Here is a 25524-nt window from a genome sequence, read left to right as displayed (position 1 = left end):
TTAAATTTTCAATTAAGCAATTATCAGAAGCATTTTTTAATCTTGTCTACACTGCTGTCGCCATTTGCAGATCGCACGCCGGCCTGATCAATCGCCAGCACGCCACAGCTAGTGTCACCGCTCTGCGCGCCTTTTGGCTCCGCGGTTAATGTATAAGTCTGCGCATTGGCGTCCAGGCTAAACGCATAAACACCCAGCAATGTCTGTTGGCAGTTACTGTCCGGCAACACGGTTGCCGCACCGTTATTGACGTTGTACGTCATACTGGACGTGTATACCCGTTCCATATATTGAGACAACTCAACCAGGCACGCGCCCGCTACCGCCCGCCGGTTTGTATTCAGATAATTCTGATAGGTTGGCACCGCGACGGCCAACAAGATCCCCGCCACCGCGACAGCAATCATCAGTTCCATCAGACTAAAACCGCGCTGTTTTCTCATCATCGTTCCCCTGTTAGTTGGTGAGTTCACGCCATGACTGCATGCCGACATTGCGCGTCGGATCGATGGTTCTGGATTCGATACAGCCACCTTCACAGTTATTAAAACTCTTAATAATGTCGCCGATTTTCGCCAGTCGTGTCACCGAATTCAAACTGCTGACTTTGATCCCGCTGACGATGGTCGGATTCCCAGACACAGTGACTTTGTCGTTGTCATCAAAGTTGTCATCGTCATTCAGATCAAAGAAAGTCTTCTTCAGGCGGGCACCGGTATACGGCGACACGGCCATCAAATAACCGGAACCACTTGGATTACAAACGTTAGTATCCGGGATTGTGGTATTCATCACCAGCTCAGGGCCGACCATTAGCGGCATGTCGACAATGCGTTCACGCGTATCAATCAGGTCCATATACCAGCCTTTTTTACCTGCTGTCAGGCTGTTGGCAGAGGTGATCACCCGTTCATCCCCGACGTTGGTAATAGTCCGGCTGTCCAGTTCGGTCCGACCGCTAATCGTGGCGCCATCCATAATACCGTACCAGGTTTGCTGATCCGCATTACTCGGATCATTGACGTTCAGGTAGCGGCCTGTACCAAAGAATAACCAGACTTTGCCGGTGGTCGGCTGTACGCTGGCCAACACACCACCGGTCACCATCTGACGGGTACCGCTGCCATTTTTCGCCTGAAACAATGGCTGGCCGCTATATGCAATTTTCCACGCAGCTGTCGATGTTGAAGAGATGTCAAACTTCCAGACATAACCATGCAGGTCCGCGCCATAAACCCAATCGGTATTGCCATCCGCGTCGACGTCCAGCAGATTCACTTCAGATATCCCGTTTGGATCGCCGGCATCGCCCTTGCCCGTCGCCAGTTGTTTTATAACAGTACCGGTAGCGATATCAATTACCAGCAGGCCCGATTGGTTGGTGCTGTTGTTATAGCCATACCCTGCAACGACCACCCATTGTCCAGACTCAGTCCTGGTCACCTGTGGCGTGCCAAGATAAGACCCCAGCTCAGCAAAGGTTTTATCCCACAGCACTTTACTGGTGGTGATGCTACCCGGATCTGTGACATCGATAGCGAACAAACCATTGCCGCCTCGCCCCATAGAGCCAATTAATACACTGCGCCAGCTACCACTGATATACACATCAACCACCACCGGCGAACCATCCACCGAGAATTTATGACTGTAGTTCGGTTCAGAATATTTCTTCAACACGCTGACCGTATCAGATGGCAACGGCGCCATCACTGCTTTGGGGATATAGCCCATCACTTCAACACCGGTATTGGCATTAAAACCGTGTAACATGCCATCGTTGCCGCCGACATACAGCATTGGCGTGCGGGTTTTGGCAGGACCTTCAATAAAGCTCCGGTAACTGCTCGCACCAGTCCAGTTATAACGGTGGTAACTTAAATCGTAAGGCGCTTCCACCAGCTCAGGCGATGAATTCACTAAGTCGCCGAGGATTTTCCCACGATTGCGGTAACTGCCCCCTGGATTGCGTTTTTCCAGCGTGGTGTCACCACGCAGATAATCCAGCACTGTACTGGTATTACCCAATGCGGCTTTTTCGGCTGCTGACAGGTTACTCCAGGTGAACGCTTTGGCACTGCCACTATCCGCACCGTACAGTAAATTGCGACTGGCAGGAGCCGGCATCACATCAGTGGCTTTCCAGATAGGTGTCACAGTGTCTTCGGTATCATAAGCCCACAAATCGCCGGTCCATTCACCGGCCACATAGCGCGCCTGATACAGATTCGATTCAGATTGCAGTGAGTTAATTGCCGTGGCGGCAATATTCGATGAAGTACCAATACGCTCTGCAATCGCGCTTAACGTGTCGGCAAGGCCATCGGAGAATGTTTTAGGATTGCTGGCAGAGAAGAAACTGCCGCGGCTGTTGACGGCAGCATGCAGCATATCGTCAATCTTGCCAGGATCAGTAGACGGGCTGGCCCAGGGCACGCTGGCACCAGAATTAATCGCATTAATGGCTGTAGTTGGATTGACCGAGCCCTGCACGCCAAAACCCACACCAAAAGTAACCATATGCTGCCAGAATGCTGGGTTCGCAGCCGACGTGGGCACTGTATTCTCCATCTTGCGATTCGCTGCCCAGCCTGCGTCCAGATCGTTTTTCCAGAAGTTCATCGCGATGTCCGCCAAGGTATCTTTGGTACCGTAAGCAAACGGATTTTTCGGTGTATAAGTGTAAGTCCGGCCTTTGGGCCCTGTGATAGTCGAGCCGGCGACGTTATCGTGTTCGCCGCCAGTGGCGCTGTCATTGTAATAGCCATCTGTCATCAGAATGGCGAAACTTTGCCGGCACTCTAACAATGCTGAAGAAGAATTCGCCGGGTCCACCCGCCAAGGTTCTTCGGTTTTAAAATAGTTGCCGGCAGACGTCAGTGCAGAACGCAGCGGTGTACCACCAGAATCCGGTGGTAAGGTATAAAGCCAGTTAAAAAATGCGGTGCGGTTGGTGCCGCTGAACTGACGAACACCTACTTTTGACGCCATTTCGTTGATGGAACCATAACCGACGCGCATGGCGGTACTTTGCTGATGGAAAGCACTGCCGATACCAGCTTTAGCCGCCAACAAGCGGGTGCGGTGATACGAATACCAGTTGGCAAAATTTTCTTGTTCGGCCGCGCCACTCAGCGCTTTTTGCGTATAACAGGAATCGCTGTACACGCTATTGATACAACCTGGGGTGTAGGTGTAATAGAAGGCTGCGCCAGCTGTCCCGCCCGGGCTGATAGCAAATACTGTTTTCGCGCCGGTGCCAATACTACCTGACGCCATAATAGCGCGATAACCACTGCTCAGATTGACAGTTGCGGACCCAGAAAGATAACCATCCACTTTGGCAGCAGTAAATGGCGAGGGGCCATAGGTCGTGCCGTCCGCTTTCGTGGGCACTGGATAGGTCACTGTCGGATCATAATACAGTTTATTTAAATGCGATGATGCCAAAAAGGCCCGGTTAGTGGTGCTGTAATAACACATGCTCATGCCGGCATGAGTGCTTTTAGAACAGCTGTCATTGACACTGGCATTGTCTTCAAGGTTTTCCGGCATCATGCCTTGCAACATAGAACCAGAGTCATCGATCAAAAAGAAAATATTTGGATCGACCGTTGAACCGGTTTCCAAAGGCGCGGAAGCGATGTCTATCGCCGCCTGCACCGTGCCGCTTGCCAACAAGGCGCCACACAGCAGCGATTGCCAGTGCCATTTGTGCTTTTCCATCATGCTACTCCTGTCGACAAGTTCTTAAATACGCCACACCACTTGCACCACCACCGCCGCCCGTCCAGCCTGTGGCTGGTTACGCACGGTAATGCGGTAGGTCTGTCGTTCACATAAAGGATTTTCTTTCGGTTTGCAGGTTGGGTCTTGCCGGCTGGTCCAAAACCCCATGTTTTCAACCAGAAACTGACCATTATAACTGACCCCATTGACGGCCACTGCCACAGTGCCGGCAGTATTCCAGATGGCAGCATTATTCCAACGATCTGCGGTGCCCTGCACCGGGGCCGGAATTGGTGTATTAAACCAGGCACTACCGGCCGCTGGTGGCAATAAGGTAGTAACCTGACGCAAGGTGGCTTCAGCCACTTGTTTGGCGATTTCCCGATCGTTCAAATTAGAAGCCATTTTTTCCTGCAGTGTGGTGCCGCGCATGGCGCTGACAGCCAGCATTGTAATAGCCACCAGCATCAGCAGACTCAGTACTAAAGCGATACCGCGTTGTTGTTGCATCGTTCTGGCCTCAATGATTGCGCAGGTTGATCACCTGCGTGAAAGTGCGCAAGCCGGCCGCTACCGGCATTTTTGCATCGTTCGCCAGCGTGATAGTCGCCCGCAGCGCCACGACTTGCTCCCAATCCGGCACCGCGTTGGCATTGGCATAATTGGCTGTATCGCGCGACAAATACTGCACCTGCAAATTTTCCACGCCTGGCAAAATCTCTTCAATGCGCATCTGCCCGGCTATCAGCGCGACGCGGTACAATGAATTCCCTTCGGCAGTGCTACCAACAAACCAGCCAACAGTCTCCAGCGGCATCACGGTACCGGCATCTGCTGACAAACTCTGCTGGAAGTTGACCCCATTGGCGCCAAAACCAAAGTTTAATGACGCATTGCCCGGCGCTCCGGCGCCGACTGCATGGCTGAGATTATTGCCGGCGATGGCGGTCACCTGAAAAATCACCGCCATTTTAGAATCGCAGGCCAGCACGATGTCATTGGCAACGATGCCTGCCACATTCTGATTGATCACCAGCGGCGGAACGCCGGTCACGTCGTGAGAAACTATTGAAGCACTGGTACCACGGCCATACATCAGTTGCACGCCGTCAGTGCCGGCAAGTGGCGGAATACCGGCACCGGCAAACTGCGGTACCGCGCCTTGTTCATACCCCTGAATACCGGCAGTCCAAATCGCCCACCAGGCCAAAGGCGGATTCAGTACATTCACCACTCGCTGCGGGATCATATTGGCGCAGCCGGTAAAACCAGCATGCATGGCATCACGACTGAGTAACTGGAAACTGACCTGACTGGATTGTTGCGACTGCATCAGCCGTTGTTGCACCTGCGCCGTCTGAATATTTGATACATAAACACCGATGACACCGGCGACCAGAAAACTGCCCAGTAACAGTGCAATCATCAACTCGGTCAGAGTAAAACCCATACTGCTTCGGTAAGTGTGTTGCTTCATCATCAAATCCTTACCTGTTGCCGCAGTGACATCGCTGAAAGACCACCGAGTGCCCGTGAATCATCCCAACTGACCACAATGGTATAAATCCGGTTCGCGCCGTCATAAGTCACTTCACCGCAACTGGTGGTGGCTGCGCCTAATGCCAGTTTCAGCTCGTTAATCCATTGAGTTCGTTCCACGCTTTGGATCGAACCGCTGAGATTAATGGTGCTGCAGGTTTTCGCCAGCACATACACGCCGGTCCGTGCCAGCACCGCATTGGCACGGATGCGCTCTGCCATGCTGCCAGCCAACATGACTGCCATCGTGCGCTGATGGGCGCTCTGACTGTTTTTCAGGTTCATCGTCTGCAAACCCGCCACACCTAACAAACCAATCGCCAGCACTAATACGGCAATCATGGTTTCCAGCAGCGAAATGCCCCGCTGTGTCCTGAATGTTGCCACAGCATTCATAAACAACTCCCGTTGGTATTTTGTGTCACTTGCCGCAGGCGACCACCAGAATTAAAGCGGACTTCGTATAAATTCGGATTCAGTGCACTTTGGGCAATACAGAGCCGGATGGAATCGCTGAGCGGTGTGTTGTTACCAAACACCCGGATTAACCCTTGAGAGTTAAAGCGGATGACGTGCTGGGCGCCTGCCAACAGGCTGCCCGAACTGATCGTGACGGAGCTGTCACTGAATTGCTGTGCGCGTAATACCGGTCCGGTTTCGGCACCAATCGCGGCGCCAGCACCGCGGATCAACCAGCCACTCCAGCCGGATGCCGGCGGCGCCGAGCAGACCAGACTATCGCTGCTGTGGCAAAACAGCACATTTTGATTCAGCCGAATAGCTTCAGTGCGGGCAAAAACCAACGCATTCTGGATCTCACGGCTTTGCGATTCCAGTTTGCTGCTGCCGCCGATGGTAGAAAAACCAGGTCCGGCCACGATGATACCGATACTGAGGACCACAATCGCCACCAGCAATTCGATTAATGTGACACCTTGCACCTGATGCGCAGACTTCATAAGTTCAATCCTGTGCAAAGAAAAAAGAGATGGGCAGTGTCAGCATCATGCCGCACTGGCGAAGAAATTTCGAACCGTATATCGGGAAATTCAGACCGTTGGTCAATATTGTCGAGCGGTGCTGCCTTACTCTGACTGCAGCAGTACCCTGATCTGCGCCAGTTCGCGGCGGCTAATCTCTGGCTGGACAGGACAATCCCGCAGCAATAGCAGATGCTGCCCGTCGGCCGAGCGGCTAATGCCACAGATACGTTCAGCAAGCACCAACGTATTGCGGTGGATGCGTACCAGTTGCTGTGGGTACTTTTCCTGCAGCTGTTTCAGACTGGTTTCCGTCAACGCTTCGCCGCCCTGATAAACCAGCCGCACGTACTTATCATCTGCCTGCAGATAAAACAGCTCACTGAGCAGAATACTGCGCTGCTCCATGCCAACCCGGAAACTCAATCGGGGTGCCTGCTGTTTTTGTTTTTCCAAATGTACCCGCGTGCTGACACCGAGGCGCTCCAGGCATTGTTGCAGCTGGGCCAGTCCAATCGGTTTTAACAGATAATCCGCCGGCGCGACCTGATAGGCCGCCAACGCATGTTGCGGATGGGCGGTGACAAAAATCACCGCCGGTGGCGGCTGATTGCGTGCAAGGTCGGCGGCAACACTCAGACCGTCCGCCCCTGGCATTTCGATGTCCAGAAATACCAGATCAGGAGTCAAATCAGCACAAAACTGCAGTGCCTGCGCACCATTTTCTGCCTCTGCAACTAACTGGTAGCCAGGGATCTGCGCCAGCAAGCGGCTGAGCCGGCTGCGGGCCAAGGGTTCATCATCAACGATCAGCACGCGCATCGGTACTGTCCTTGGGAAGCGGTAGGGTTAATTTTAAGCCATAACTGTCCGGACTCATCACAGCAACGAGCCGGGCCTTATCACCATACATCAATTCGAGCCGGCGGCGGATATTGCTCAGCGCAATACCGTTACCGCCGGAATGTGGTCGTCCATCGCCTCGCGGATTTTCAATCAACAGGCTGACAGCATCAACACCGACTGTCAGTTCCAGCCGGATGAGCCCGGGTTCAGAGCGGGTTTCGATGCCGTGTCGCACCGCATTTTCCAGCAACGGCTGTAACGTCAGACAAGGAATGGTCAGCGCAGGCAACTGTGCTGGCACCCGCCATTCCAGCTGCAAGCGATGTTGCAGGCGTAATTGTTCCAGCGCCAGATAACGCCGCGCCAATAATAAGTCTTCTTCAAGGGTGACCGCGGTATCGGAATGCAGTGCGGCGCGGAACAAACTGGCAAGATCCAATAACGCCTGTTCAGCTTGATCAGGTTGGCTGTGGGTCAGCTCTGCGGCGGTATTGAGGCTATTAAACAAAAAATGTGGCCGGATCCTGGCCTGCAGCGCATCGAGTTCAGCCCGCGCCTGTGCATCTAAGCGCAGCCGTTGCTGTACATACAAAATCCCCAGCTGAATGCCGATCACACCGACCAGCAGGCTCATCAACAGTACTTGCAGCAAAAAACTATGATAATCGCCGGCGCCCGGCCAACCGGTACTTTGCAAAAACTGATGGGCAAAAGTACCAACCACCAGACTGATCAACAGTAACAATAGCAGGAAGAACCAAGCCAGCGCCGGCGGGCTGAACTGACGCCAATAGCGCTGGAACACACAGAGCAGTGCCAATAACGGCAGCGTCACCCAATGCACGAATAAGGAAATCAGCCCGAGGCGCGACCAAAACTCCGTGGTCACACCGGGGACCAGCGCCAGCAGAATAGCCAGCGCCTGGGCGAGAATAATGATCCGAAGCACAGTACCACTGCGGCAAAACTCCGGCAGTAGCTGTTCGACCGGCATACGGGGCGCCGCAGCAGTGTGCTGCATATCAGCACCGCGCTGCCGGCGGCTCACTCAGCGTAGCTCCGCCGGTACGGCAAAAACGACGTTCTCTTCACGGCCCGGATGCTCAATCACTTGTTTGCCGCCCCAGGCTGTCAGTTGTTGCACCACTTGCTGCACCAACACCTCAGGCGCTGAAGCACCGGCAGTCACGCCGACAGCTTTGACGTCCTGCAGCCAGTCCTGCTGAATGTCTTCCGCCGTATCAATCAGATAGGCACAGCAGCCCATTTTTTCTGCCAGTTCACGCAGGCGATTAGAATTACTGGAGTTTTTTGCCCCCACCACCAACAACAGCTGCACTTTGGCAGCCAGTTCGCGCACGGCATCCTGCCGGTTTTGTGTGGCGTAGCAAATATCGTCTTTGCGCGGGCCTTCGATATCCGGGAATTTCTGCCGCAGCGCATCAATGACATCGGCGGTATCATCAACTGATAGCGTCGTCTGGCTGGAGAAACACAGCTCTGCCGGGTTTTTCACCTGCAGCCTGGCCACATCCTCGACCGACTCCACCAGATAAATGCCCCCTTCCGGGTTATCGTATTGGCCCATAGTGCCCTCGACTTCCGGGTGACCTGCATGGCCAATCAGAATGCACTCGACGCCTTTACGGCTGGCACGGGTCACTTCCATATGCACTTTAGTGACCAACGGGCAGGTCGCATCAAATACCTTCAGTCCCCGTTGCTTCGCATTTTCCCGCACCGCCTGCGACACGCCATGCGCGGAGAAAATAACGATATTGCCGTCCGGTACTTCGTCCAGTTCATCGACAAACACCGCGCCGCTGCGACGCAGACCATCGACGACAAATTTGTTATGCACCACTTCATGGCGCACATAAATCGGCGGCTCATACAGTTCCAGCGCACGGGATACGATACTGATCGCACGGTCAACACCGGCACAAAAACCACGTGGGTTGGCGAGAAAAATATCCATAATCAGTTGATTACCTGCACAATTTCGACATTAAAGGTCAGTGTCTGCCCAGCGAGCGGATGATTAAAATCAATAGTAACGGAATCGCCGACCACTTCACGCACCAGCCCGGGCAATTCCGAGCCGTCTGGCATGGCAAACCCAATAATCATGCCGACCTGTGCCGGTGCATCCAGCGAAAACTTACTGCGATCGACATAATAAATATTGTCCGGATTTGGCATGCCATAAGCATCCTGCGGTTCCAGTGTGAAGGTCTTTTTATCACCGGCTTGCATCCCGCTCAGTTCTGCTTCAAAGGCGGGTGATAAAGAACCATCGCCCATCTGCAGTTTGGCCGGTTTGTTATGAACGCGGGTACTCTCCGCGGCACTGCCGTCAGAAAGCTTGATATCAAAATGGAAAATGACCGTACTGCCTGCACCAACCATCAATTTGTCCTCGTTTGGGTCTGTTCATCTTCGGAGGAAAAACTATCCCAGATGAGCAAACCCGCACCAATCGTAATGGCACAATCGGCGATGTTAAAGATCGGATAGTGCCACTGCTGATAATACACATGAAGAAAATCAACTACATAACCGTACAGGCTGCGGTCAATTAAATTCCCGATGGCACCGGCGATAATCAGCACCAGTGCCAGGCTGAGTTTCAGCTGCGTACGCTGTAACCTGCTCAACCAGATACTGAGTACGCAAGTCACGACGATCGCGATCGCTGTAAACAACCAACGCTGCCAGCCACCGGCATCACCGAGGAACGAGAAGGCTGCACCGTAATTGCGGGCGTAAGTAAAATTAAACACCGGCAATAACTGGATAGACTCGCCCAGCGTGAAATTTTGTATAACCCAGATTTTGCTGAGCTGGTCAGCGACCAGCACCAGCAGCACTATCCACCAGAAGCGCCAGCCTGTTTCTTTCAGTAAATGCATCAGGCAAAAGTCCTGTGTTCACCAGCGCCTTCGACGTTGTCGACACAGCGCAGACAAATCAGCGGATGCGCAGGATTTGCGCCCACGTCATGGCGATGGTGCCAGCATCGATCACACTTGGCAGCCGTTGAGGTTTGTACCAGCACGGATAAACCGCTCAGCGCAGTCGCCACTGCATCTGCAGGCGCCGTTTCGACTTTGACCGCAGCGGTCGACGTCATTAATACGAAACGCAGCTCATCACCGAGTTGCAGCAATTGCGCGCCAAGCTCGCCTTCCGCGTACAGCGTGACTTCGGCCTGCAAAGACGCCCCGATTTTGCCGTCTTTACGCGCAACTTCGATCACTTTATTCACTTCGTCCCGCACCGCCAGCAACTGGCGCCAGAACGCGTCCGACAGCTTGCCGGTTGGCACCGCGGCAAAACCATCGTACCAAACACCGGTAAAAACAAATGGCTCAGTCCGCGCCGGTAAGGCTTCCCAAATTTCCTGCGCGGTGAAACTCATAATTGGCGCCATCCAGCGCACCATGGCTTCAATGATGTGATAGAGCGCGGTCTGACAAGAACGACGCGCCAGACCGTCGGTCTTGGCGGTGTACTGGCGGTCTTTGATCACGTCTAAATAGAAGCTGCCCAGTTCCACCGTACAGAAATTCATCAGCTTCTGACTGACCAGGTGGAATTGGTAATCGAGGTAATCGGCTTCGATTTCTTTTTGCAATTCAGCTGCGCGCTGCACCATCCACAGGTCCAGCTCGACCAGTTCCGTCATCGGCACTAAATCGGTAGCCGGATTAAAACCGTTCAGGTTGGCCAGGATAAAACGAGCGGTATTGCGGATCCGGCGATATTTATCGGCGGCACGGTTTAAAATCTCATCCGACACCGTCATTTCTGAAGTGTAATCGGTGGTCGCCACCCATAAACGCAGGATATCGGCACCCAGTTTGTTCATCACATCTTGTGGCGATACCACGTTGCCAAGCGATTTCGACATCTTGCGGCCTTCACCGTCCACGGTGAAACCATGCGTCAGCACTTGTTTGTACGGGGCGTGGCCTTTGATGGCGACACCGGTCATCAGCGACGACATAAACCAGCCACGGTGCTGATCTGAGCCTTCCAGGTACATATCGGCCTGTGTCGCGCCGCCAAATTCTGGGCGCGGGTCAATCACACAGGCGTGCGTCACGCCAGAATCAAACCAGACGTCCAGCGTGTCGGTTACTTTGACATAGTCAGCTGCTTCAGCGCCCAGCAGTTCTGCTGCTTCTAAATCAAACCAGGCCTGAATACCAGCCTGCTCCACTTTGACAGCAACCTGCTCCATCAAAGCCTTGGTATTCGGATGCAAAGCACCGGTGTCTTTATGCACAAACAGCGCAATCGGTACACCCCAGGTGCGTTGCCGCGAGATACACCAGTCAGGGCGCCCCGCCACCATGTTTTCAATGCGTTGCTGACCCCAATCCGGGATCCAGCGCGTATTGTCGATTTCTTTTAATGACGTCGTGCGCAGACCGGCCTGATCCATGCTGACAAACCATTGTGGTGTCGCGCGGAAAATGATCGGCGTTTTGTGACGCCAGCAATGCGGATAGCTGTGTTTGTAAGCTTTGTGTACCAGCAAAGCGCCGGCTTCTTTTAACGCTTCAACCACAGAATCATTGGCTTTAAACACATGCTGACCGGCAAACAGCGGCGTATCCGGCAGATAAACGCCGTTGCCACCGACCGGATTTGCCACTTCCAGACCATATTTCTGGCCGACCACAAAGTCTTCCTGGCCATGACCTGGCGCCGTGTGCACAGCACCAGTACCAGAATCGGTCGTGACATGATCACCCAGTACCACCGGCACTGTGAAGTCGTATAACGGATGCTGCAGCTGCACCAGTTCCAGTGCTTCACCTTTGGCAAAACCCAGCGCGTGGTATTTTTCAATACCGGCGCGAGCCATCACGTCTTTAACTAAATCTGTGGCCAGTACCAGTCGTTCAGCGCCATTCGGGCCTGCTTCGACCTGCACTAGGCTGTAACTTAATACAGCGTTCAGCGCAACAGCACGGTTGGCCGGAATGGTCCATGGCGTGGTCGTCCAGATCACAATCGACAGTGGGCCTGTACCTGCATGACCGGCCGGGTGATCGAATTTGTCGGCAACCGTCTCGTCAACGACGCGAAAACGTACGTCGATAGCTGGCGAGACTTTATCCTGATATTCCACTTCAGCTTCGGCTAAAGCCGAACCACAGTCGGTACACCAATGCACTGGCTTAAAGCCTTGATGTAAATGGCCATTTTCAATGATGCGCGACAAAGAACGGATGATATTGGCTTCAAACGCAAAATCCATGGTGCGGTACGGATTGTTCCAGTCGCCGAGCACGCCCAAGCGGATAAAATCAGTTTTTTGGGCTTCGATTTGCGTCAGTGCGTATTCGCGGCATTTCTCGCGAAATTCAGCAGCGGATAACTTCACACCCGGCTTGCCATATTTTTTCTCAACGACCAACTCAATTGGCAGACCATGACAGTCCCAGCCCGGCACATAAGGCGCGTCAAAATCGGCCAGAGTGCGGGACTTTACAATGAAGTCTTTGAGGATTTTGTTGACGGCATGGCCGATGTGGATGTTGCCGTTGGCGTACGGTGGGCCGTCGTGCAGGATAAATGTCTGTTTGCCCTTTTTCGCTGCGCGGATCTGGCCGTATAAATCGGCCGCGGTCCAGTTCGCTAACATTTGCGGCTCACGCTGCGCCAGGTTGGCGCGCATCGCAAAGGCCGTATCCGGCAGGTTCAGGGTATGTTTGTAATCACTCATCCGATAAATCCCGTGTTGGCTGTCGCAAACCGCAGCAGGCGGCGCGGACGTTAAATCTGCGTGGCAAAAAAAGCCCGTGCCGCGTCGGCATCGTGCTGAATTTGCAGCTGTAATTCATCAATCGAACTGAACTTCTGTTCAGCGCGGATTTTTTTCCTTAGCACCACTTCAATCTGCTGGCCATATAAATCGCCTTTAAAATCAAAGAAGTGAGCTTCTAATTGTTCGACACGGCCCTGGACAGTCGGGCGCAAGCCGATATTGGCGACACCGCGAAAATGGCCCAGCGCGCAATGCGCTTCGATCGCATACACCCCTTGTAACGGCAACTTTTTCCGGTACAACCAGACGTTTGCGGTGGGAAACCCCAGCTGCCGTCCAAGTTTCTGACCGTGCCGGACCCGTCCCATCAGCGAGAATGGCCGCCCCAGCATTGCTGCCGCGCTGTCGAGTTCATCGGCAGCCAGCGCTTCACGGATAAGCGTACTGCTGACGCGGTGTTGCGCCAGTTTCAGACTGGCGGTCGGTGTTAAACCAAAGCCATACTCGGTAGCAGCTTGCTGTAACAGAGCAAAATTGCCGGCGCGGTTTTTGCCAAAACAGAAATCATCACCAACGATCAGTTGCCGCACATCGAGTTTTTCCAGCAATAACTGCCGAATGAAAAAGTCAGGTTCCTGACCGGCAAACGCCTGATCAAATTTGACGCAGAGCAGTCGATCCAGACCTTGTTGCGCCAGCCAGTGATACTTTTCCCGAAACCGGGTTAAGCGCGCTGGTGCCACTTCCGGCTTAAACAGCTCCAGTGGCTGAGGCTCAAACACCATCACCACTGCCGGCAACTGCTGTTGCCGGGCTATTTGTCTGACCTGCGCCAACACCGCCTGATGCCCCAGATGGACGCCATCGAAGTTGCCAATGGTCAGCACACAACCCCGGTGCTGCGGCAGAATATTCTGCAGGCCACGAATCAACTCCATCCGTTTGCGCTTCTCTGTCTTGCTGTCTAAACAGCCGATTATAACGACATCAGTCGTGACTTTCAGCAACAGATTGCCGTTTCAGGTCGCGCAATCGGACACCAAACACCACTAGCGCGATAAAATACAGCGGAACCGCAGCCAGGATCACCAATCCGACGGTCTGCCCCCGCACAGCAAAACTGCTTTCCCGCAGCATCGCCATATCCGGTAACAGGTACCAAATCAGCGCAGCCATCGCAGTCGCAGCCAACAAAGCACGACCAATAGTGAGCAACGTGTGGCGGGATAAATGGTAGATCTCGGCTTTTTTCAGCCCCTGATACAACAACCAGGCATTCAGTGCTCCAGACATTGTGGTCGCGAGCGCCAAACCGACATAACTGATAAATGGTGCCAGCATCAGGTTAAATACCATGTTGGCGACCATCGCGATAATGCCTATCCGCACCGGGGTTTTAATGTCCTGCCGCGCATAAAATGCCGGTGCCAACACTTTAATCAGCATCAAAGGTACCAGACCGATGCAATAAGCAATCAGGCTCCAGCTGGCCTGCGTGGCGTCATAAGCAGTGAATTTGCCGTGCGCAAACACCGTTAGCAAAATAGGTTCTGCCAGCGCAATCAAGCCAAACATCGACGGGATCCCTAACAAACAAATCAGGCTGATCGACCAGTCAAGCGTGGCGCGAAAATCTTTCTGATTATCCAGCGCATGCAGGCGCGACAGGCTGGGCAGGATCACGGTCGCGATGGCAATACCAAACATGCCAAGCGGAAACTCCAGCAAACGGTCCGAGTAATACAACCAGCTGACCGAACCGGTTTGCATGAACGACGCGATAATAGCATCGAGTAACAGATTGATTTGACTGACTGATACACCAAACAGCGCCGGTAACATCAAGGTCCGGATACGGATAATATATTCATCGTGCCAGGCCCAGCGCGGCCACACCAACAAACCGGCTTTGGCCAAAAACGGCAGCTGAAATAAGAACTGAAACAAACCACCGAGGAACACACCCCAGGCCAATGAAGCGGCCGGATCTTCTGTGTACGGGGTCAGCCAGAGTGCAGCGCCGATCATCGCAATATTCAGAAACACCGGGCTAAAAGCTGCCACGGCAAACTTGTTGTAGACATTCAGCACAGCGCCGGACAACGCCACAAAAGTAATAAACCATAAATACGGGAAAGTGATTTTCAGCAGCACGCTGGCTTGCTCATACTTCACGCCGTCTGGTCCGCCACGCAGATAATCTTCGAACCAGCCCATGCCAAACAACGCCATCAGTACTGGCGATCCGAGCATCGCCAGTACTGTCACCACAGTGACTATCAGGCCCAGCGTACCTGCGGCTTTCGCCATCAGTTCGCGAACGGCATCGTCGCCGTGCCTGGCTTTGACTTCAGATAACACCGGCACAAAAGCCTGCGAAAATGCGCCTTCGGCGAATAAACGCCGCAGAAAATTCGGAATGCGGTTAACCATCAGAAAAACGTCGGCAGCAGCGCCGGCGCCCAGCACATTGGCGGTCACGACATCACGGACCAACCCAAGGACACGGGAAATAAGGGTCATCACACTGACAATCATGCCGGATTTCAATAACTTCGCAGACAAGGTAAACTCCATGTTTTAGCTGTGACGCTATTGTCACTAAAGCCTCTGCTTAATGCCAGCTTCCTGTGATTTTATTCCGGTCAAATTCCCTGAAAACAGCCGTAAAATGATTTGACACAGGGCGATAAAATAGGCATATTATGCGGCCTTTAAAGAGTCCCGGTTTAGTTTTTAGGAGTGTTACCTTGGCTAACATTAAGTCTGCTAAGAAACGCGCTATTCAATCAGAAAAGCGTCGTCAGCAAAACGCAAGTCAGCGCTCAATGATGCGTACTTTCATTAAGAAAACCTACGCAGCAGTGTTAACTACTGATGCAGTAGCCGCACAAGAAGCGTTCAAGAAAATGGTTCCAATTCTGGACCGTATGGCAGACAAAGGTCTGATCCATAAAAACAAAGCAGCTCGTCATAAGTCACGTTTAAATGCCCACGTTAAGGCATTGGTAACTGCTGCTTAATTGACCAGCTCACAAAGAAACGCCGAAAGGCGTTTTTTTGTATCTGCTGCGTCCTGTCTGCAGGGCCGGCGCTAACGAAGAAATTCGGAATTATTGGTTTCCACCACTCTTTCCGGCCTTTGTCAGAAACAAAAAACCAGCCTTGCGGCTGGTTTTTTTATTTCTCCTGACTGTCAACGGACTTGAGGTAACTCCATGTCTGCCTCTATCCGTCAATCATCAGGCTGTTTTGGCGCAATACAAAGAATGCATCAATCCAATCACAGCTTCCGCTTCTTTACTATTCATACTGTAAAACACTGTTTGCGCTTCTTTGCGGGTTTTCACCAGCTTGTTACGGCGCAACAACGCCAGATGTTGAGATAAAGCAGACTGGCTTAAACCCAGCTTCTCGTTCATCTCGCCAACTGATAATTCACCACTGAGGAGATGGCACAGGATTAACAGCCGACGTTCATTCGATACAGCTTTCAGCAGTCTTACCGCTTTGGCTGAATTGTTAACCATATCTTGTAAGTTCATGTTGTTTGCACCGTGCATGTCTAGACGTCTCATTATCTAACAGCCGGGTCGCGGCTTACAATAGATTCTTGTGAAATAGTTGCTTATTTTTTCTAATTATTTAACTTTCAAAGTATTTTATTTCTTTCTTGTTCACCTTCACCTGCGCCCTAAAAAATATCCGGCATCGGCTTGTAAACCAATCGTGGCGCGGCATTACAGTGCCAGAACAAAAATTATAGCGTGCTAATTAAGCAGTTGAACACCTACAAATTGTTAACTTTTGTATATTTTCATTTGAGAGAGACTGCGACTAATCCCATGTCAAATGAGTTGCCCCGCACTTCTGTGCTAAAAGCGCACTGTGTTAGATTGGTACTGTTATCAATCAACTATAAAAATCCAGGAATATGATGAAATCACTAAAACCGCTGTTGTTGAGCCTGCTGCTGAGCCCATTGCTCAGTCAGGCAAATCCAAAGCCATTCAATGAACAGTTGGCTTATCAGTTGACTGAAAGCCTCACCACTGAAGTGGGACCACGACTTGCCGGCAGTCCGGGCGATCGCGCATCTGTGGCCTGGGCGACAAAAAACCTGCAGGCGCTTGGCTTTGATAAAGTCTGGACTGAAGAATTTGTCACACCATACTGGCAACGTGGTCAGGCACGACTGGAAATACTGTCACCATACCCACAGGCTCTGGTTCTGACCGCGCTGGGCGGTTCCGTAGGTACGCCAGCCAATGGCATCGATGCCAGCATTGTGATGTTTGACAGTCTGGAGGCGCTGATTGCGGCTAAACCTGAACAGGTCAAAGATAAAATCGTGTTCATCAATAAAGCCATGACAAAAGATAAGTCAGGCTCGCAATATGGCAAAGTCGTTGGTGCTCGCGCGAAAGGTGCCGTCGAAGCTGCAAGGTTAGGCGCCAAAGCGCTGATTATCCGCTCTGTTGGTACCAGCAGTAATCGTTTTGCGCATACCGGCAAAATGACCTATGACCCGGCGGTGCCAAAAATTCCGGCCGTGGCCATTTCGGCGCCTGATGCCCAACAACTGGCCCGGGTATTGACCAAAGCGCCTGAAGCCAAAATCAAACTACAACTCGACACGCACCAAACTGAAGATGCGGTCAGCCATAACGTAATTGGTGAGATTACCGGCTCAGAACGTCCGGATGAAATTGTGCTGATTGGTGCGCATCTGGATTCATGGGATCAGGGTACAGGCGCGCTGGATGATGGCGCTGGTGTGGGTCTGGTGATGGCCACCGCAGCGCTGATTAAACAACAAGGTCAGCCAAAGCGAACAATCCGCGTCGTTCTGTTCGGCAATGAAGAAGGTGGGTTGGTCGGCGCGCGCGCTTATGCCGCAAAACATGCCAAAGAGCTGGATAAACACGTGCTGGCTTCTGAATCTGATTTCGGTGCCGGGCGGATCTGGCAGTTCTCGACGAAATTTGGCCCGAAATCTCTGCCATTTGCCGCGGAAATTCAACGCGAACTGACGCCACTGCAGATCAAGCCAGGCAACAATGACGCTTTTGGTGGTCCAGATGTCTCTGTATTAAAAGCGCTGGGTGTTCCGGTCGTCAGTCTGGAACAGGATGGTTCTGATTATTTCGACTATCACCATACGCCAAATGACACTTTAGATAAAATTGACCCGGCGGCACTGCAGCAAAACCTGCAAGCCTGGATCCGGATGACCAGCGCCGTTGCAAACAGCACCGTCGATTTTCGCCAATAACTGGTTACGCATCACAGCAACCCTTCAGAAAACACCCGGCAATCGCCGGGTGTTTTTTTATGCGTTAACCAGAAACCCGCTTTATGACGGTGTTTGCCCCTGGCCGGCGCTGTAGCGCACGCAAGGTCCAGACTTGTAAACCAAGCACCGTCAGAATGACCGCAGAGGGGTACATCAACGTGTTTTCGCTGTACGCCAGTAATGACAACCCCAAGGTCAGATAACTGAAGGGCAACAACTCATAGCACCAGAACGGTAACATGCCATGGACTTGTGATGATAAACGGTGGCGGGTTCGGCGATGCTCGGAGCGGACCACCCATACCACTGCGCCAGCCAACACAAACAATAAGGCTGACGAGAAGGCATAAGGATTTTTCACTGAACATAAAATGGCGAGTCCCAGACTCATATACACATAAGGTAAACTTTCGTATATCCGTTGCGGTATCATCGGCGGCCTCCATTGAAGCGCAAAGCTCTATCTTTGCAGTCTAGCTCAAAGCATGGCAGCTGCCAGTGATGGAGGATCTCTGCCGACATCGCAATGAATTCCGATAACCGCATGGTCCAGGCCGGTCGGCCTGCGTATAATCAGCCCTACCCCGCATTGGTGATTTGAAGTATCCAAGATGGCAAATGACGATTTAGATCTGTTTTTACAAGAAATGTCTGGTGTAAAGCGACTGGACGCTGATGTTTTAGCCGATGAAAACGGCGCCGGCGCGCCGACGTTAGCACAATTGGCCAGGCGCAAAGCGGCTGAACTCGAAGCTGAATATGACCCCAATTACCTGAGTATGGAATATGTCGATTTGGTCAAACCGGATGATGTATTGGCATATAAAAAAGATGGGGTGCAGGAAGGGGTTTATAAGAACCTGCGGCTCGGTAAATATCAAACCGACGCCACGCTGATGCTGCTCGGTAAATCGCTGGTGGAAGCACGCTCAGCGCTGTCGCAGTTCATCCGTGATTGCCATCAGCGCGGCATCCGCACAATACTGATCCATCATGGCATGGGGCGCGACAGCAAACCACATCCGGCGATATTACGCAGTTATACCTTTAAGTGGTTACAGCAGATCCCTGAAGTGCTGGCCTGTCATACCGCATTAAAAGCACAAGGCGGTTATGCCGCGACTTATGTGCTGTTACAGAAAAATGCGGAACAAAAACGCGAAAATCGCGAGATGCATCAGAAACGTTAATCGTCCTGCAGTCATATATCCGGTCAGAACAAGCAGATAATTGCAGCTTCTGCCCGGGTAAATAACGCTGAACAAGCCATCAGGATCACAAGAACGGCGATTGCGGTGAAACCAAAACCGCGGCTGGATGCTTTACGCATAGAAAACCCCTTACTGTAATTGTTATCAGGGTGAAAAAATATCTGCACCCAGCTGGAGTCCTGGCCATGTGGCCTGCGTTGATCAAAATGATCAACTGTTCCAAAACTGGGATCACTGCCAGTGTAAAGATTTTGCCGTCGGATCACAACAGATCTAACAGTTTGATCCGACACTTTATTCAGTTTTGTTTGAAACGCGCCAACCGGCTCTGAACATAAGGAGCATCCAACAGCGCCGTTGCGTAATTCAGCGGCACTTCTGAAGGCGCTGTCTCTGTTTGAATCAGCACAAAACCTGCTTTCTGGTAAGTCGACAGTGCTGCCGGATGGTCGTCACTACAAGTGTGCAGCCATACCCGACCGGCACTCCAACGCTGTGCTTGTGCGATAGCAGCCTGCACTATTGCCCGTCCCAGCCCCTGTCCAACAAAAGACGGCAATAAACCAAAGTATTTCAATTCAACACTGTTTCCATCTTCCGGATGACGGCACAACTCAAAATAACCGGCTGGCGTGCCGCGCTGATAGAGCACAAAAGTTCGCACCTGCCCTGAATTCAAATGTTCAGACCATTGCTGATAAGTCCAGCCAAGTCGGCCATACCAACGCCAGGGCGCGCCAACCGCCACGAATAAAAACTGACTGAGTTCCGGGCTTGGCACTTCAGCTTCCAATAAAAACACGCCAGCCGGCCATTCTGGTAATACTAAAGTCGGCCCCTGGTAGTCCAGATGCCAGGTCGTCACCATGCGCGGCTCTGCAGTCACATCGTTCATGCTGTTCATTTTTCCTGTCAGGTATTTTTTTGAATGCGGGCTAGTAACGCTGCAATATGTTGCTGTGCTGCATCGGTTTGCAATGATTGAAATTGTTGGCGAAATTCAAAAGCGACAGCATCGTCTTGCCGCTCACAACTGCGTAGTTGCAGCATCGACGTTTTGGTTTGCCGCACCAATGCGGTCGGGACCTTCGACAAAGGCGCGCACAGCTGTTTGGCCCGCGTCAGCAGCTCTTCTTCGTTGTGCAGTTCCTTAACAAAGCCCTGCGCCAGCGCTTGTTGCGCTGATAACCGCTCGCCGGCGAAAATCATCGCGGCAGCCTGCTGCCAGCCGAGCAGCTGCGGCAACAACCAGGTATGCCCGCCACCAGGGTGGATCGCCAGATTAAAAAACCGGCTTTCAAACCAGGCGTCAGGGCTGGCCAGCCGGATATCGCAGGCCATCGCCAGATTCATCCCGGCGCCTAAAGCCGGACCATTGACCAGCGCGATGGTAAACAGTGGACTCTGTGCCACCGTGGTAAAGGCAGAATAGATCTGTTGCAGTTCGGCACCATCACCACCAGCAGCCTGCTGTAACACGCTCAAGTCTGCGCCGGAACAAAATGCCCCCGGCTGACCGGTGACCGCTAAAGCTTTGACTGCCGGATTATCCAATAAGCCTGCAACTGCCTGAGCGATTTCGACCGCAGATTCCGGCGTTAACAGATTGCGTTTTTCACCGCTGACTAAAGTCAGTACCGCCAGATGATCAATGATTTCTAAGGTATAAGCAGCCATTAGTAGCCTCTTGTGCGGTCAACCTGATTCAGCAGTGGCAGACCCGCCTGCACACGGCGATAGTTTTCAGCGATTTGTGCGACGGCAGTATCGGCGTTGGTCACCGCCGAAATATGCGGAGTCAGCAGGATGCCGGGCGTTGTCCAGAACCGGTGCTGCGCCGGCAATGGTTCAATCCGAAAAACATCGAGGCAAGCCGCAGCCAGCTGGCCGGTTTGCAATGCTGCCAATAAAGCCTCGTCATCGACAATAGCACCACGCGCCACATTGACCAGAATGGCACCGGTTTTCAGCTGCGCCAGGCGAACTTCATTCAGCAGATTTTCCGTCGCTGGGGTTAACGGCAATAAACAAATCAGCAGGTCCGCCTCTGCCACAGCGTCGGCAAACTGATCATCGCCGGCAAAACACTGCACACCGTCGATCTGACGCAAACTGCCAGACCAACCGCGGACCGAATAACCGAGGCCGGCAAAATGCCGTGCCGCCGCACTGCCGAGTTCACCTAAGCCAAGCACTGTGAGATGTCGGATTTTGCGCGGTGAACGCGGCTTCCATACCTGCTGTTGCTGGTTGTTGCCAAATTCATCAAACCGCAGCCGGTAGTAATTCACCACGGTATCGAGGTAGTCCAGCATAGACGCTGTCAGGTGCGGATCGACGATTCGCGCCAGTGGTAAAGACGCGGGTAAGGTTGTATCGGATAAAATGCTGTCGACGCCGGCGCCAAAGGACTGTAACGCTTGAAGATTCGGCAGCGAGGAAACGCTACCAGCAGGCTGCTTCCACACCACTGCAAATTCGACTGCTGCCGGCTGGCTGATTTCTGGCCAGACTTCGATAGTAACGTCAGGCAGCTGTTGTTGTAATGCGGCAACCACAGTATCAAGTTTTCGGTCCGGAATAATCAGCGCGATGCTCATGGCAAGCTCAACAAAAAATACAGACCTGCATTCTAAACAGCCCCGTCCCTGCCTGACCAGCCCGCCGTTGTGACAGCCGGCGGAAATTTCCGCAAATTGCCATAATTCTGTGACCGGACTGTCATACAGCCTGCTTAGCCTAAGCCCACACAAAAGGCGAAAGTCTGAAAAGACGCCGGGAGCATGGCATGTTAAATGTGGAACAAGTAGTCGAACGGCATTTGCCGCAACTGAACAACAACAGCTGGCTGGCCAAACCGGTCAAAGGCGCACTGAAACATCTGTTGCATGAAGACGAGTTTCAGCGTTTTGCTGCTGAATATCCGCATTTATATGGCCTCGACTTTGTCGAACAGGTACTCGATTATTTCTCTTTTCGTTGTCAGGTGCGGGATAACGAACTGGAACGCATTCCGGCTGCCGGCCGCGTCGTCATTATCGCCAATCACCCGATAGGCTCTCTGGATGGGCTAGCGCTGATTAAGCTGATCAGCGATATCAGGCCTGATGTCAAAGTCGTCGCGAACCAACTCCTTGGCAGCATTGGCCCACTGCGCGATTTATTGTTACCGGTCAATAATATGCAAGGCGGCACTGACCGTCGCTTACTGGACAATATCGGTGCCCACCTCGCCGCTGAAGGCGCTGTGATTATGTTTCCGGCCGGCGAAGTATCCCGGCTTAAACCCAATGGTGTCCGTGATGGCAAATGGCAAGGCGGTTTTTTACGCTTTGCCCGGGCCGCCAAAGCACCGATCCTGCCGATTTATCTCGACGCGCGAAATTCATTGCTGTTTTATGGCGCCTCCATGTTGTACAAGCCGTTGTCGACGATGCTGCTGGTGCAGGAAATGTTTAAGCAAAAGCATAAACATATGGGCCTGCGCATCGGCGATATGATCCCTTATGACAGCTTTGCCCAGCCTTTGCTTGATCATAAAACTATGGTCAAAGTGTTTAAAAAGCACTTATACCGCCTCGCCAAAGATAAAGCGCCGCTGCTGAAAACCCAGTCGGCCATCGCCCACCCGGAAGACCGGCAAGTGCTGAAAAAAGCCATCAGCCAATGCCCACGCCTTGGCGAAACCGCCGACGGTAAACAGATTTATCTGTACCAACCAGAGCCGAGTTCGGTGCTGCTGCGCGAAATCGGCCGGCTGCGTGAAATCGCCTTTCGCGCCGTTGGTGAAGGCAGTGGCAAACGCCGCGATACAGACAAATACGACAGCTATTATCAGCAATTGATTTTATGGGACAACGAAGAGCTGGAAATCGTCGGCGCTTATCGTTTTGCCGAAGTCGCGTCTGTGGTGGCTGAACATGGTCAACAAGGCTTGTATACCGCCTCGCTGTTCCAGTTCAGTGAACAGCTGCAACCAGTGCTGGCGCAAGGGCTGGAACTCGGCCGCAGCTTTGTCCAACCGAAATACTGGGGTAAACGCAGTCTGGATTATCTGTGGTACGGCATCGGCGCCTATTTAAAACAACGCCCGCACATCCGCTATTTGTTTGGTGGCGTCAGTCTGTCGAACAGTTATCCAAAAGCTGCCCGAGATTTGCTGGTGTATTTCTACACCTTATATTTCAGCCCGGAAGATGACAGCGCGTTGCCAAACCGGCCCTATTCGCTCGACATCACTACGATGCAGCAACTGCAGCAGCATTTTAGCGGCGACAATTACACCGAAGACTTTGTCCAGCTGAAGCATTTACTGGCCAATATGGGGCTGGCAGTGCCAACGTTGTACAAACAATACAGCGAATTGACCGAACCTGGTGGCGTGCAGTTTTTGTCTTTTGGCGTTGACCCCGAATTCGCCGACTGTATCGACGGTCTGGTGCTGGTGGATATCAGTAAGATCAAGGCGGCAAAACGGGCAAGGTATCTGGGGGAAGGCTAACAGCAGCCTGTACCGACAACAGGTAGGGGCGGGTTTTACACCCGCCCGCATCCCAACAAATTAAATCTGTGGCTGCTTAATCTTCGAGCCAACTAGACCGTAGTAGCAGATATAGACGTAGCAGAATACCGGTACGATAAAGCTCAGCTGCAAGCCGATAGTATCGGCCAGTACCGCCTGTAACACTGGTACCAAGGCGCCACCGACGATAGCGGCACACAACACGCCACTGCCGTTACTGGTGTAGCGGCCGAGGCCTGTCACCGCCAGACTAAAAATAGTCGGGAACATAATCGAGTTAAACAAGCCAACTGCCAGTAATGACCACATCGCTAAGGCACCGCTGCTGACTATAGCAACAATCACCAATGCGGCTGCAACCACGGCTGTGAAAGCCAGTACTTTGCCGGCGGAAACTTTCTGCATCACCGCAGCACCGATGAAACGCCCCACCATAGCACCGCCCCAGTAATAACTCAGGTAAGCGGCTGCCTGCGCCTCCGGCATGCCGGCAATATGCGGCTCGCCTAAAAAGTTCACCAGATAACTGCCGATCGACACTTCGCCACCGACGTAGACAAAAATACCCAAAGCACCCAGCACCAGATGGCTGTGCTGCCAGGCTGAACCTGGATCTGCATTCACTTTTTCATCAACATGATGCTCGGACACGGTCGGCAGATTTAGCTTGGCAAATATGGCGGCCAGCAAGAGTAAAGCGCCTGCAAGCATTAAATAAGGGATCTGTACCGCTTCCGCTTCCTGCAGTTTATGTTCGGCAGTACCGGCTGCTGCCGTCACCGCGCCCATAATCATCAGGCCACCAAACCATGGGGCAATGGTCGTCCCCAGTGAATTAAATGCTTGTGTCATCGACAAACGGCTGGAGGCCGTTTCGGCACGGCCCAGCGCCGTCACATACGGGTTTGCTGCCACTTGCAGGATCGTGATGCCGGCTGCCAGCACAAACAAAGCACCCAGAAACAGACCGTAGGTCTGGGTTGCTGCCGCCGGATAAAACAACACGCAACCACTGGCCGCAATCAGCAAGCCGATGACAATACCCCGCTGATAACCGGCACGACGCACCAGCAAACCTGCCGGCAGCGACACCAGGAAATAAGCGCCAAAGAAACAGAACTGAATTAACGATGCCTGGGTGTAACTCAAGTCAAACACATTTTTCAGATGCGGGATCAAAATGTCATTCAGACAAGTAATAAAACCCCAGATAAAAAACAAAAACGTCAGGCTGGTCAGGGCAAAACCATGATTCTGCCCGCTGGCGTCGGTTTTATAAGCCTCGCCGGATGGTGTGGTTACTGACATACAAATTCTCTTGTTATGGAAGTGTCTATCCTGTGCGTGACTAAAGCGGCCAATGCGGTCTCTCCCCTCTGTCAGTCAGAACTGACGAAGCCCGCAGCCAGATTTAGCTATTTGTACTATACGCATCAATATCCGGCTTGCAAACACTTCAACCCTGCCATACGTATGTAAGTTTTCAACATTTCAGCCGTTTTATACCTTTTATCACGCCAACCTCAACGAAACAGCAAAGTTTGTTTTACATCAAACTTTAGCGCTGCAAAGCGGCTTGTAGCGGCAAAAGCTTGATCCAGCCCAAAGTTTTGCCGATT

Annotated in this window: 24 protein-coding genes; 4 read left to right on the top strand and 20 right to left on the bottom strand. The window is 52.5% G+C overall.

From position 1 onward, the window contains the following. Positions 1–23 precede the first annotated feature (23 nt). From ACQ66Q_RS13610 to murJ, 14 genes are all read right to left on the bottom strand, one after another. A complete protein-coding gene (locus tag ACQ66Q_RS13610; protein WP_430457305.1) occupies positions 24–446 on the bottom strand; it encodes a type IV pilin protein in 423 nt (140 codons plus the stop codon). Between the two features lie 10 nt (positions 447–456). Continuing rightward, positions 457–3729, bottom strand: a complete 3273-nt coding sequence (locus ACQ66Q_RS13605; protein WP_430457304.1) for a pilus assembly protein — start codon at positions 3727–3729, stop codon at positions 457–459. A gap of 21 nt (positions 3730–3750) precedes the next feature. After that, positions 3751–4239 (bottom strand): pilus assembly PilX family protein, encoded by a 489-nt coding sequence (locus ACQ66Q_RS13600; RefSeq protein WP_430457303.1) that lies wholly within the window; start codon positions 4237–4239, stop codon positions 3751–3753. Positions 4240–4249: 10 nt separating this feature from the next. Beyond that, positions 4250–5209 (bottom strand): prepilin-type N-terminal cleavage/methylation domain-containing protein, encoded by a 960-nt coding sequence (locus ACQ66Q_RS13595; RefSeq protein ID WP_430457302.1) that lies wholly within the window; start codon positions 5207–5209, stop codon positions 4250–4252. Next, on the bottom strand, positions 5209–5664 hold the full coding sequence (pilV, locus tag ACQ66Q_RS13590; RefSeq protein ID WP_430457301.1) for a type IV pilus modification protein PilV: 456 nt from the start codon (positions 5662–5664) through the stop codon (positions 5209–5211). The genes ACQ66Q_RS13595 and pilV overlap by 1 nt, the downstream gene beginning before the upstream one ends. After that, complete coding sequence (locus tag ACQ66Q_RS13585; RefSeq protein ID WP_430457300.1) at positions 5661–6227, bottom strand: GspH/FimT family pseudopilin; 567 nt, start codon at positions 6225–6227, stop codon at positions 5661–5663. Before ACQ66Q_RS13585 ends, pilV begins: the two co-directional genes overlap by 4 nt. Before the next feature lie 126 nt (positions 6228–6353). Further along, positions 6354–7070 (bottom strand): LytR/AlgR family response regulator transcription factor, encoded by a 717-nt coding sequence (locus ACQ66Q_RS13580; RefSeq protein ID WP_430457299.1) that lies wholly within the window; start codon positions 7068–7070, stop codon positions 6354–6356. Further along, the gene (locus tag ACQ66Q_RS13575) at positions 7051–8115 is read right to left on the bottom strand and encodes a sensor histidine kinase (protein WP_430457298.1); all 1065 of its coding nucleotides are present in this window, start codon (positions 8113–8115) and stop codon (positions 7051–7053) included. Before ACQ66Q_RS13575 ends, ACQ66Q_RS13580 begins: the two co-directional genes overlap by 20 nt. Before the next feature lie 27 nt (positions 8116–8142). After that, positions 8143–9072 carry a 4-hydroxy-3-methylbut-2-enyl diphosphate reductase gene (gene ispH, locus ACQ66Q_RS13570; RefSeq protein WP_430457297.1) on the bottom strand — a complete coding sequence of 310 codons (930 nt, stop codon included), beginning with the start codon at positions 9070–9072 and terminating at the stop codon, positions 8143–8145. A gap of 2 nt (positions 9073–9074) precedes the next feature. Beyond that, positions 9075–9503, bottom strand: coding sequence for an FKBP-type peptidyl-prolyl cis-trans isomerase (gene fkpB / locus ACQ66Q_RS13565; RefSeq protein ID WP_430457296.1), 429 nt, complete (start codon positions 9501–9503; stop codon positions 9075–9077). Next, positions 9503–10006 (bottom strand): signal peptidase II, encoded by a 504-nt coding sequence (gene lspA / locus ACQ66Q_RS13560; protein ID WP_430457295.1) that lies wholly within the window; start codon positions 10004–10006, stop codon positions 9503–9505. The genes fkpB and lspA overlap by 1 nt, the downstream gene beginning before the upstream one ends. Beyond that, positions 10006–12834, bottom strand: a complete 2829-nt coding sequence (gene ileS, locus ACQ66Q_RS13555) for an isoleucine--tRNA ligase (protein ID WP_430457294.1) — start codon at positions 12832–12834, stop codon at positions 10006–10008. Before ileS ends, lspA begins: the two co-directional genes overlap by 1 nt. Before the next feature lie 50 nt (positions 12835–12884). Beyond that, positions 12885–13814, bottom strand: a complete 930-nt coding sequence (gene ribF, locus ACQ66Q_RS13550) for a bifunctional riboflavin kinase/FAD synthetase (RefSeq protein WP_430457293.1) — start codon at positions 13812–13814, stop codon at positions 12885–12887. A gap of 49 nt (positions 13815–13863) precedes the next feature. Then, positions 13864–15441 carry a murein biosynthesis integral membrane protein MurJ gene (murJ, locus tag ACQ66Q_RS13545; RefSeq protein ID WP_430457292.1) on the bottom strand — a complete coding sequence of 526 codons (1578 nt, stop codon included), beginning with the start codon at positions 15439–15441 and terminating at the stop codon, positions 13864–13866. A 185-nt stretch (positions 15442–15626) separates the two neighbouring features. Here murJ and rpsT point away from each other — a divergent pair, with 185 nt between their 5' ends. After that, positions 15627–15899 carry a 30S ribosomal protein S20 gene (rpsT, locus tag ACQ66Q_RS13540; protein WP_208931732.1) on the top strand — a complete coding sequence of 91 codons (273 nt, stop codon included), beginning with the start codon at positions 15627–15629 and terminating at the stop codon, positions 15897–15899. Between the two features lie 219 nt (positions 15900–16118). On the opposite strand, the gene ACQ66Q_RS13535 is transcribed toward rpsT, so the two are convergent. After that, on the bottom strand, positions 16119–16421 hold the full coding sequence (locus tag ACQ66Q_RS13535; protein WP_031567555.1) for an ArsR/SmtB family transcription factor: 303 nt from the start codon (positions 16419–16421) through the stop codon (positions 16119–16121). A 389-nt stretch (positions 16422–16810) separates the two neighbouring features. Between ACQ66Q_RS13535 and ACQ66Q_RS13530 the strand changes: the two genes are divergently transcribed. After that, positions 16811–18151 (top strand): M20/M25/M40 family metallo-hydrolase, encoded by a 1341-nt coding sequence (locus ACQ66Q_RS13530; RefSeq protein ID WP_430457291.1) that lies wholly within the window; start codon positions 16811–16813, stop codon positions 18149–18151. A gap of 64 nt (positions 18152–18215) precedes the next feature. Here the strand turns inward: ACQ66Q_RS13530 and ACQ66Q_RS13525 are convergent, their stop codons facing one another. Continuing rightward, positions 18216–18605 (bottom strand): hypothetical protein, encoded by a 390-nt coding sequence (locus ACQ66Q_RS13525; protein ID WP_430457290.1) that lies wholly within the window; start codon positions 18603–18605, stop codon positions 18216–18218. Positions 18606–18783: 178 nt separating this feature from the next. Here ACQ66Q_RS13525 and smrA point away from each other — a divergent pair, with 178 nt between their 5' ends. Further along, entirely contained in the window at positions 18784–19362 is a 579-nt protein-coding gene (gene smrA, locus ACQ66Q_RS13520) for a DNA endonuclease SmrA (RefSeq protein WP_430457289.1), read from the top strand. A gap of 319 nt (positions 19363–19681) precedes the next feature. On the opposite strand, the gene ACQ66Q_RS13515 is transcribed toward smrA, so the two are convergent. The 3 genes from ACQ66Q_RS13515 to ACQ66Q_RS13505 are packed head-to-tail and all read right to left on the bottom strand — an operon-like array spanning position 19682 to position 21983. Then, entirely contained in the window at positions 19682–20278 is a 597-nt protein-coding gene (locus ACQ66Q_RS13515) for a GNAT family N-acetyltransferase (protein ID WP_430457288.1), read from the bottom strand. A 17-nt stretch (positions 20279–20295) separates the two neighbouring features. Continuing rightward, positions 20296–21060, bottom strand: a complete 765-nt coding sequence (locus ACQ66Q_RS13510) for an enoyl-CoA hydratase-related protein (protein ID WP_430457287.1) — start codon at positions 21058–21060, stop codon at positions 20296–20298. Then, a complete protein-coding gene (locus ACQ66Q_RS13505; RefSeq protein ID WP_430457286.1) occupies positions 21060–21983 on the bottom strand; it encodes a 2-hydroxyacid dehydrogenase in 924 nt (307 codons plus the stop codon). The genes ACQ66Q_RS13510 and ACQ66Q_RS13505 overlap by 1 nt, the downstream gene beginning before the upstream one ends. 188 nt (positions 21984–22171) lie before the next feature. Between ACQ66Q_RS13505 and ACQ66Q_RS13500 the strand changes: the two genes are divergently transcribed. Beyond that, entirely contained in the window at positions 22172–23884 is a 1713-nt protein-coding gene (locus tag ACQ66Q_RS13500; protein ID WP_430457285.1) for a GNAT family N-acyltransferase, read from the top strand. Positions 23885–23944: 60 nt separating this feature from the next. Here the strand turns inward: ACQ66Q_RS13500 and ACQ66Q_RS13495 are convergent, their stop codons facing one another. After that, complete coding sequence (locus tag ACQ66Q_RS13495; RefSeq protein ID WP_430457284.1) at positions 23945–25213, bottom strand: sugar MFS transporter; 1269 nt, start codon at positions 25211–25213, stop codon at positions 23945–23947. Positions 25214–25524: the final 311 nt, after the last annotated feature.

The organism is Rheinheimera sp. (assembly GCF_965283995.1).
In the GTDB taxonomy this organism is placed as follows: domain Bacteria; phylum Pseudomonadota; class Gammaproteobacteria; order Enterobacterales; family Alteromonadaceae; genus Pararheinheimera.
The sequence above is the reverse complement of the archived record's forward strand: the minus strand, read 5'-3'. Positions and strand labels throughout refer to the sequence as shown.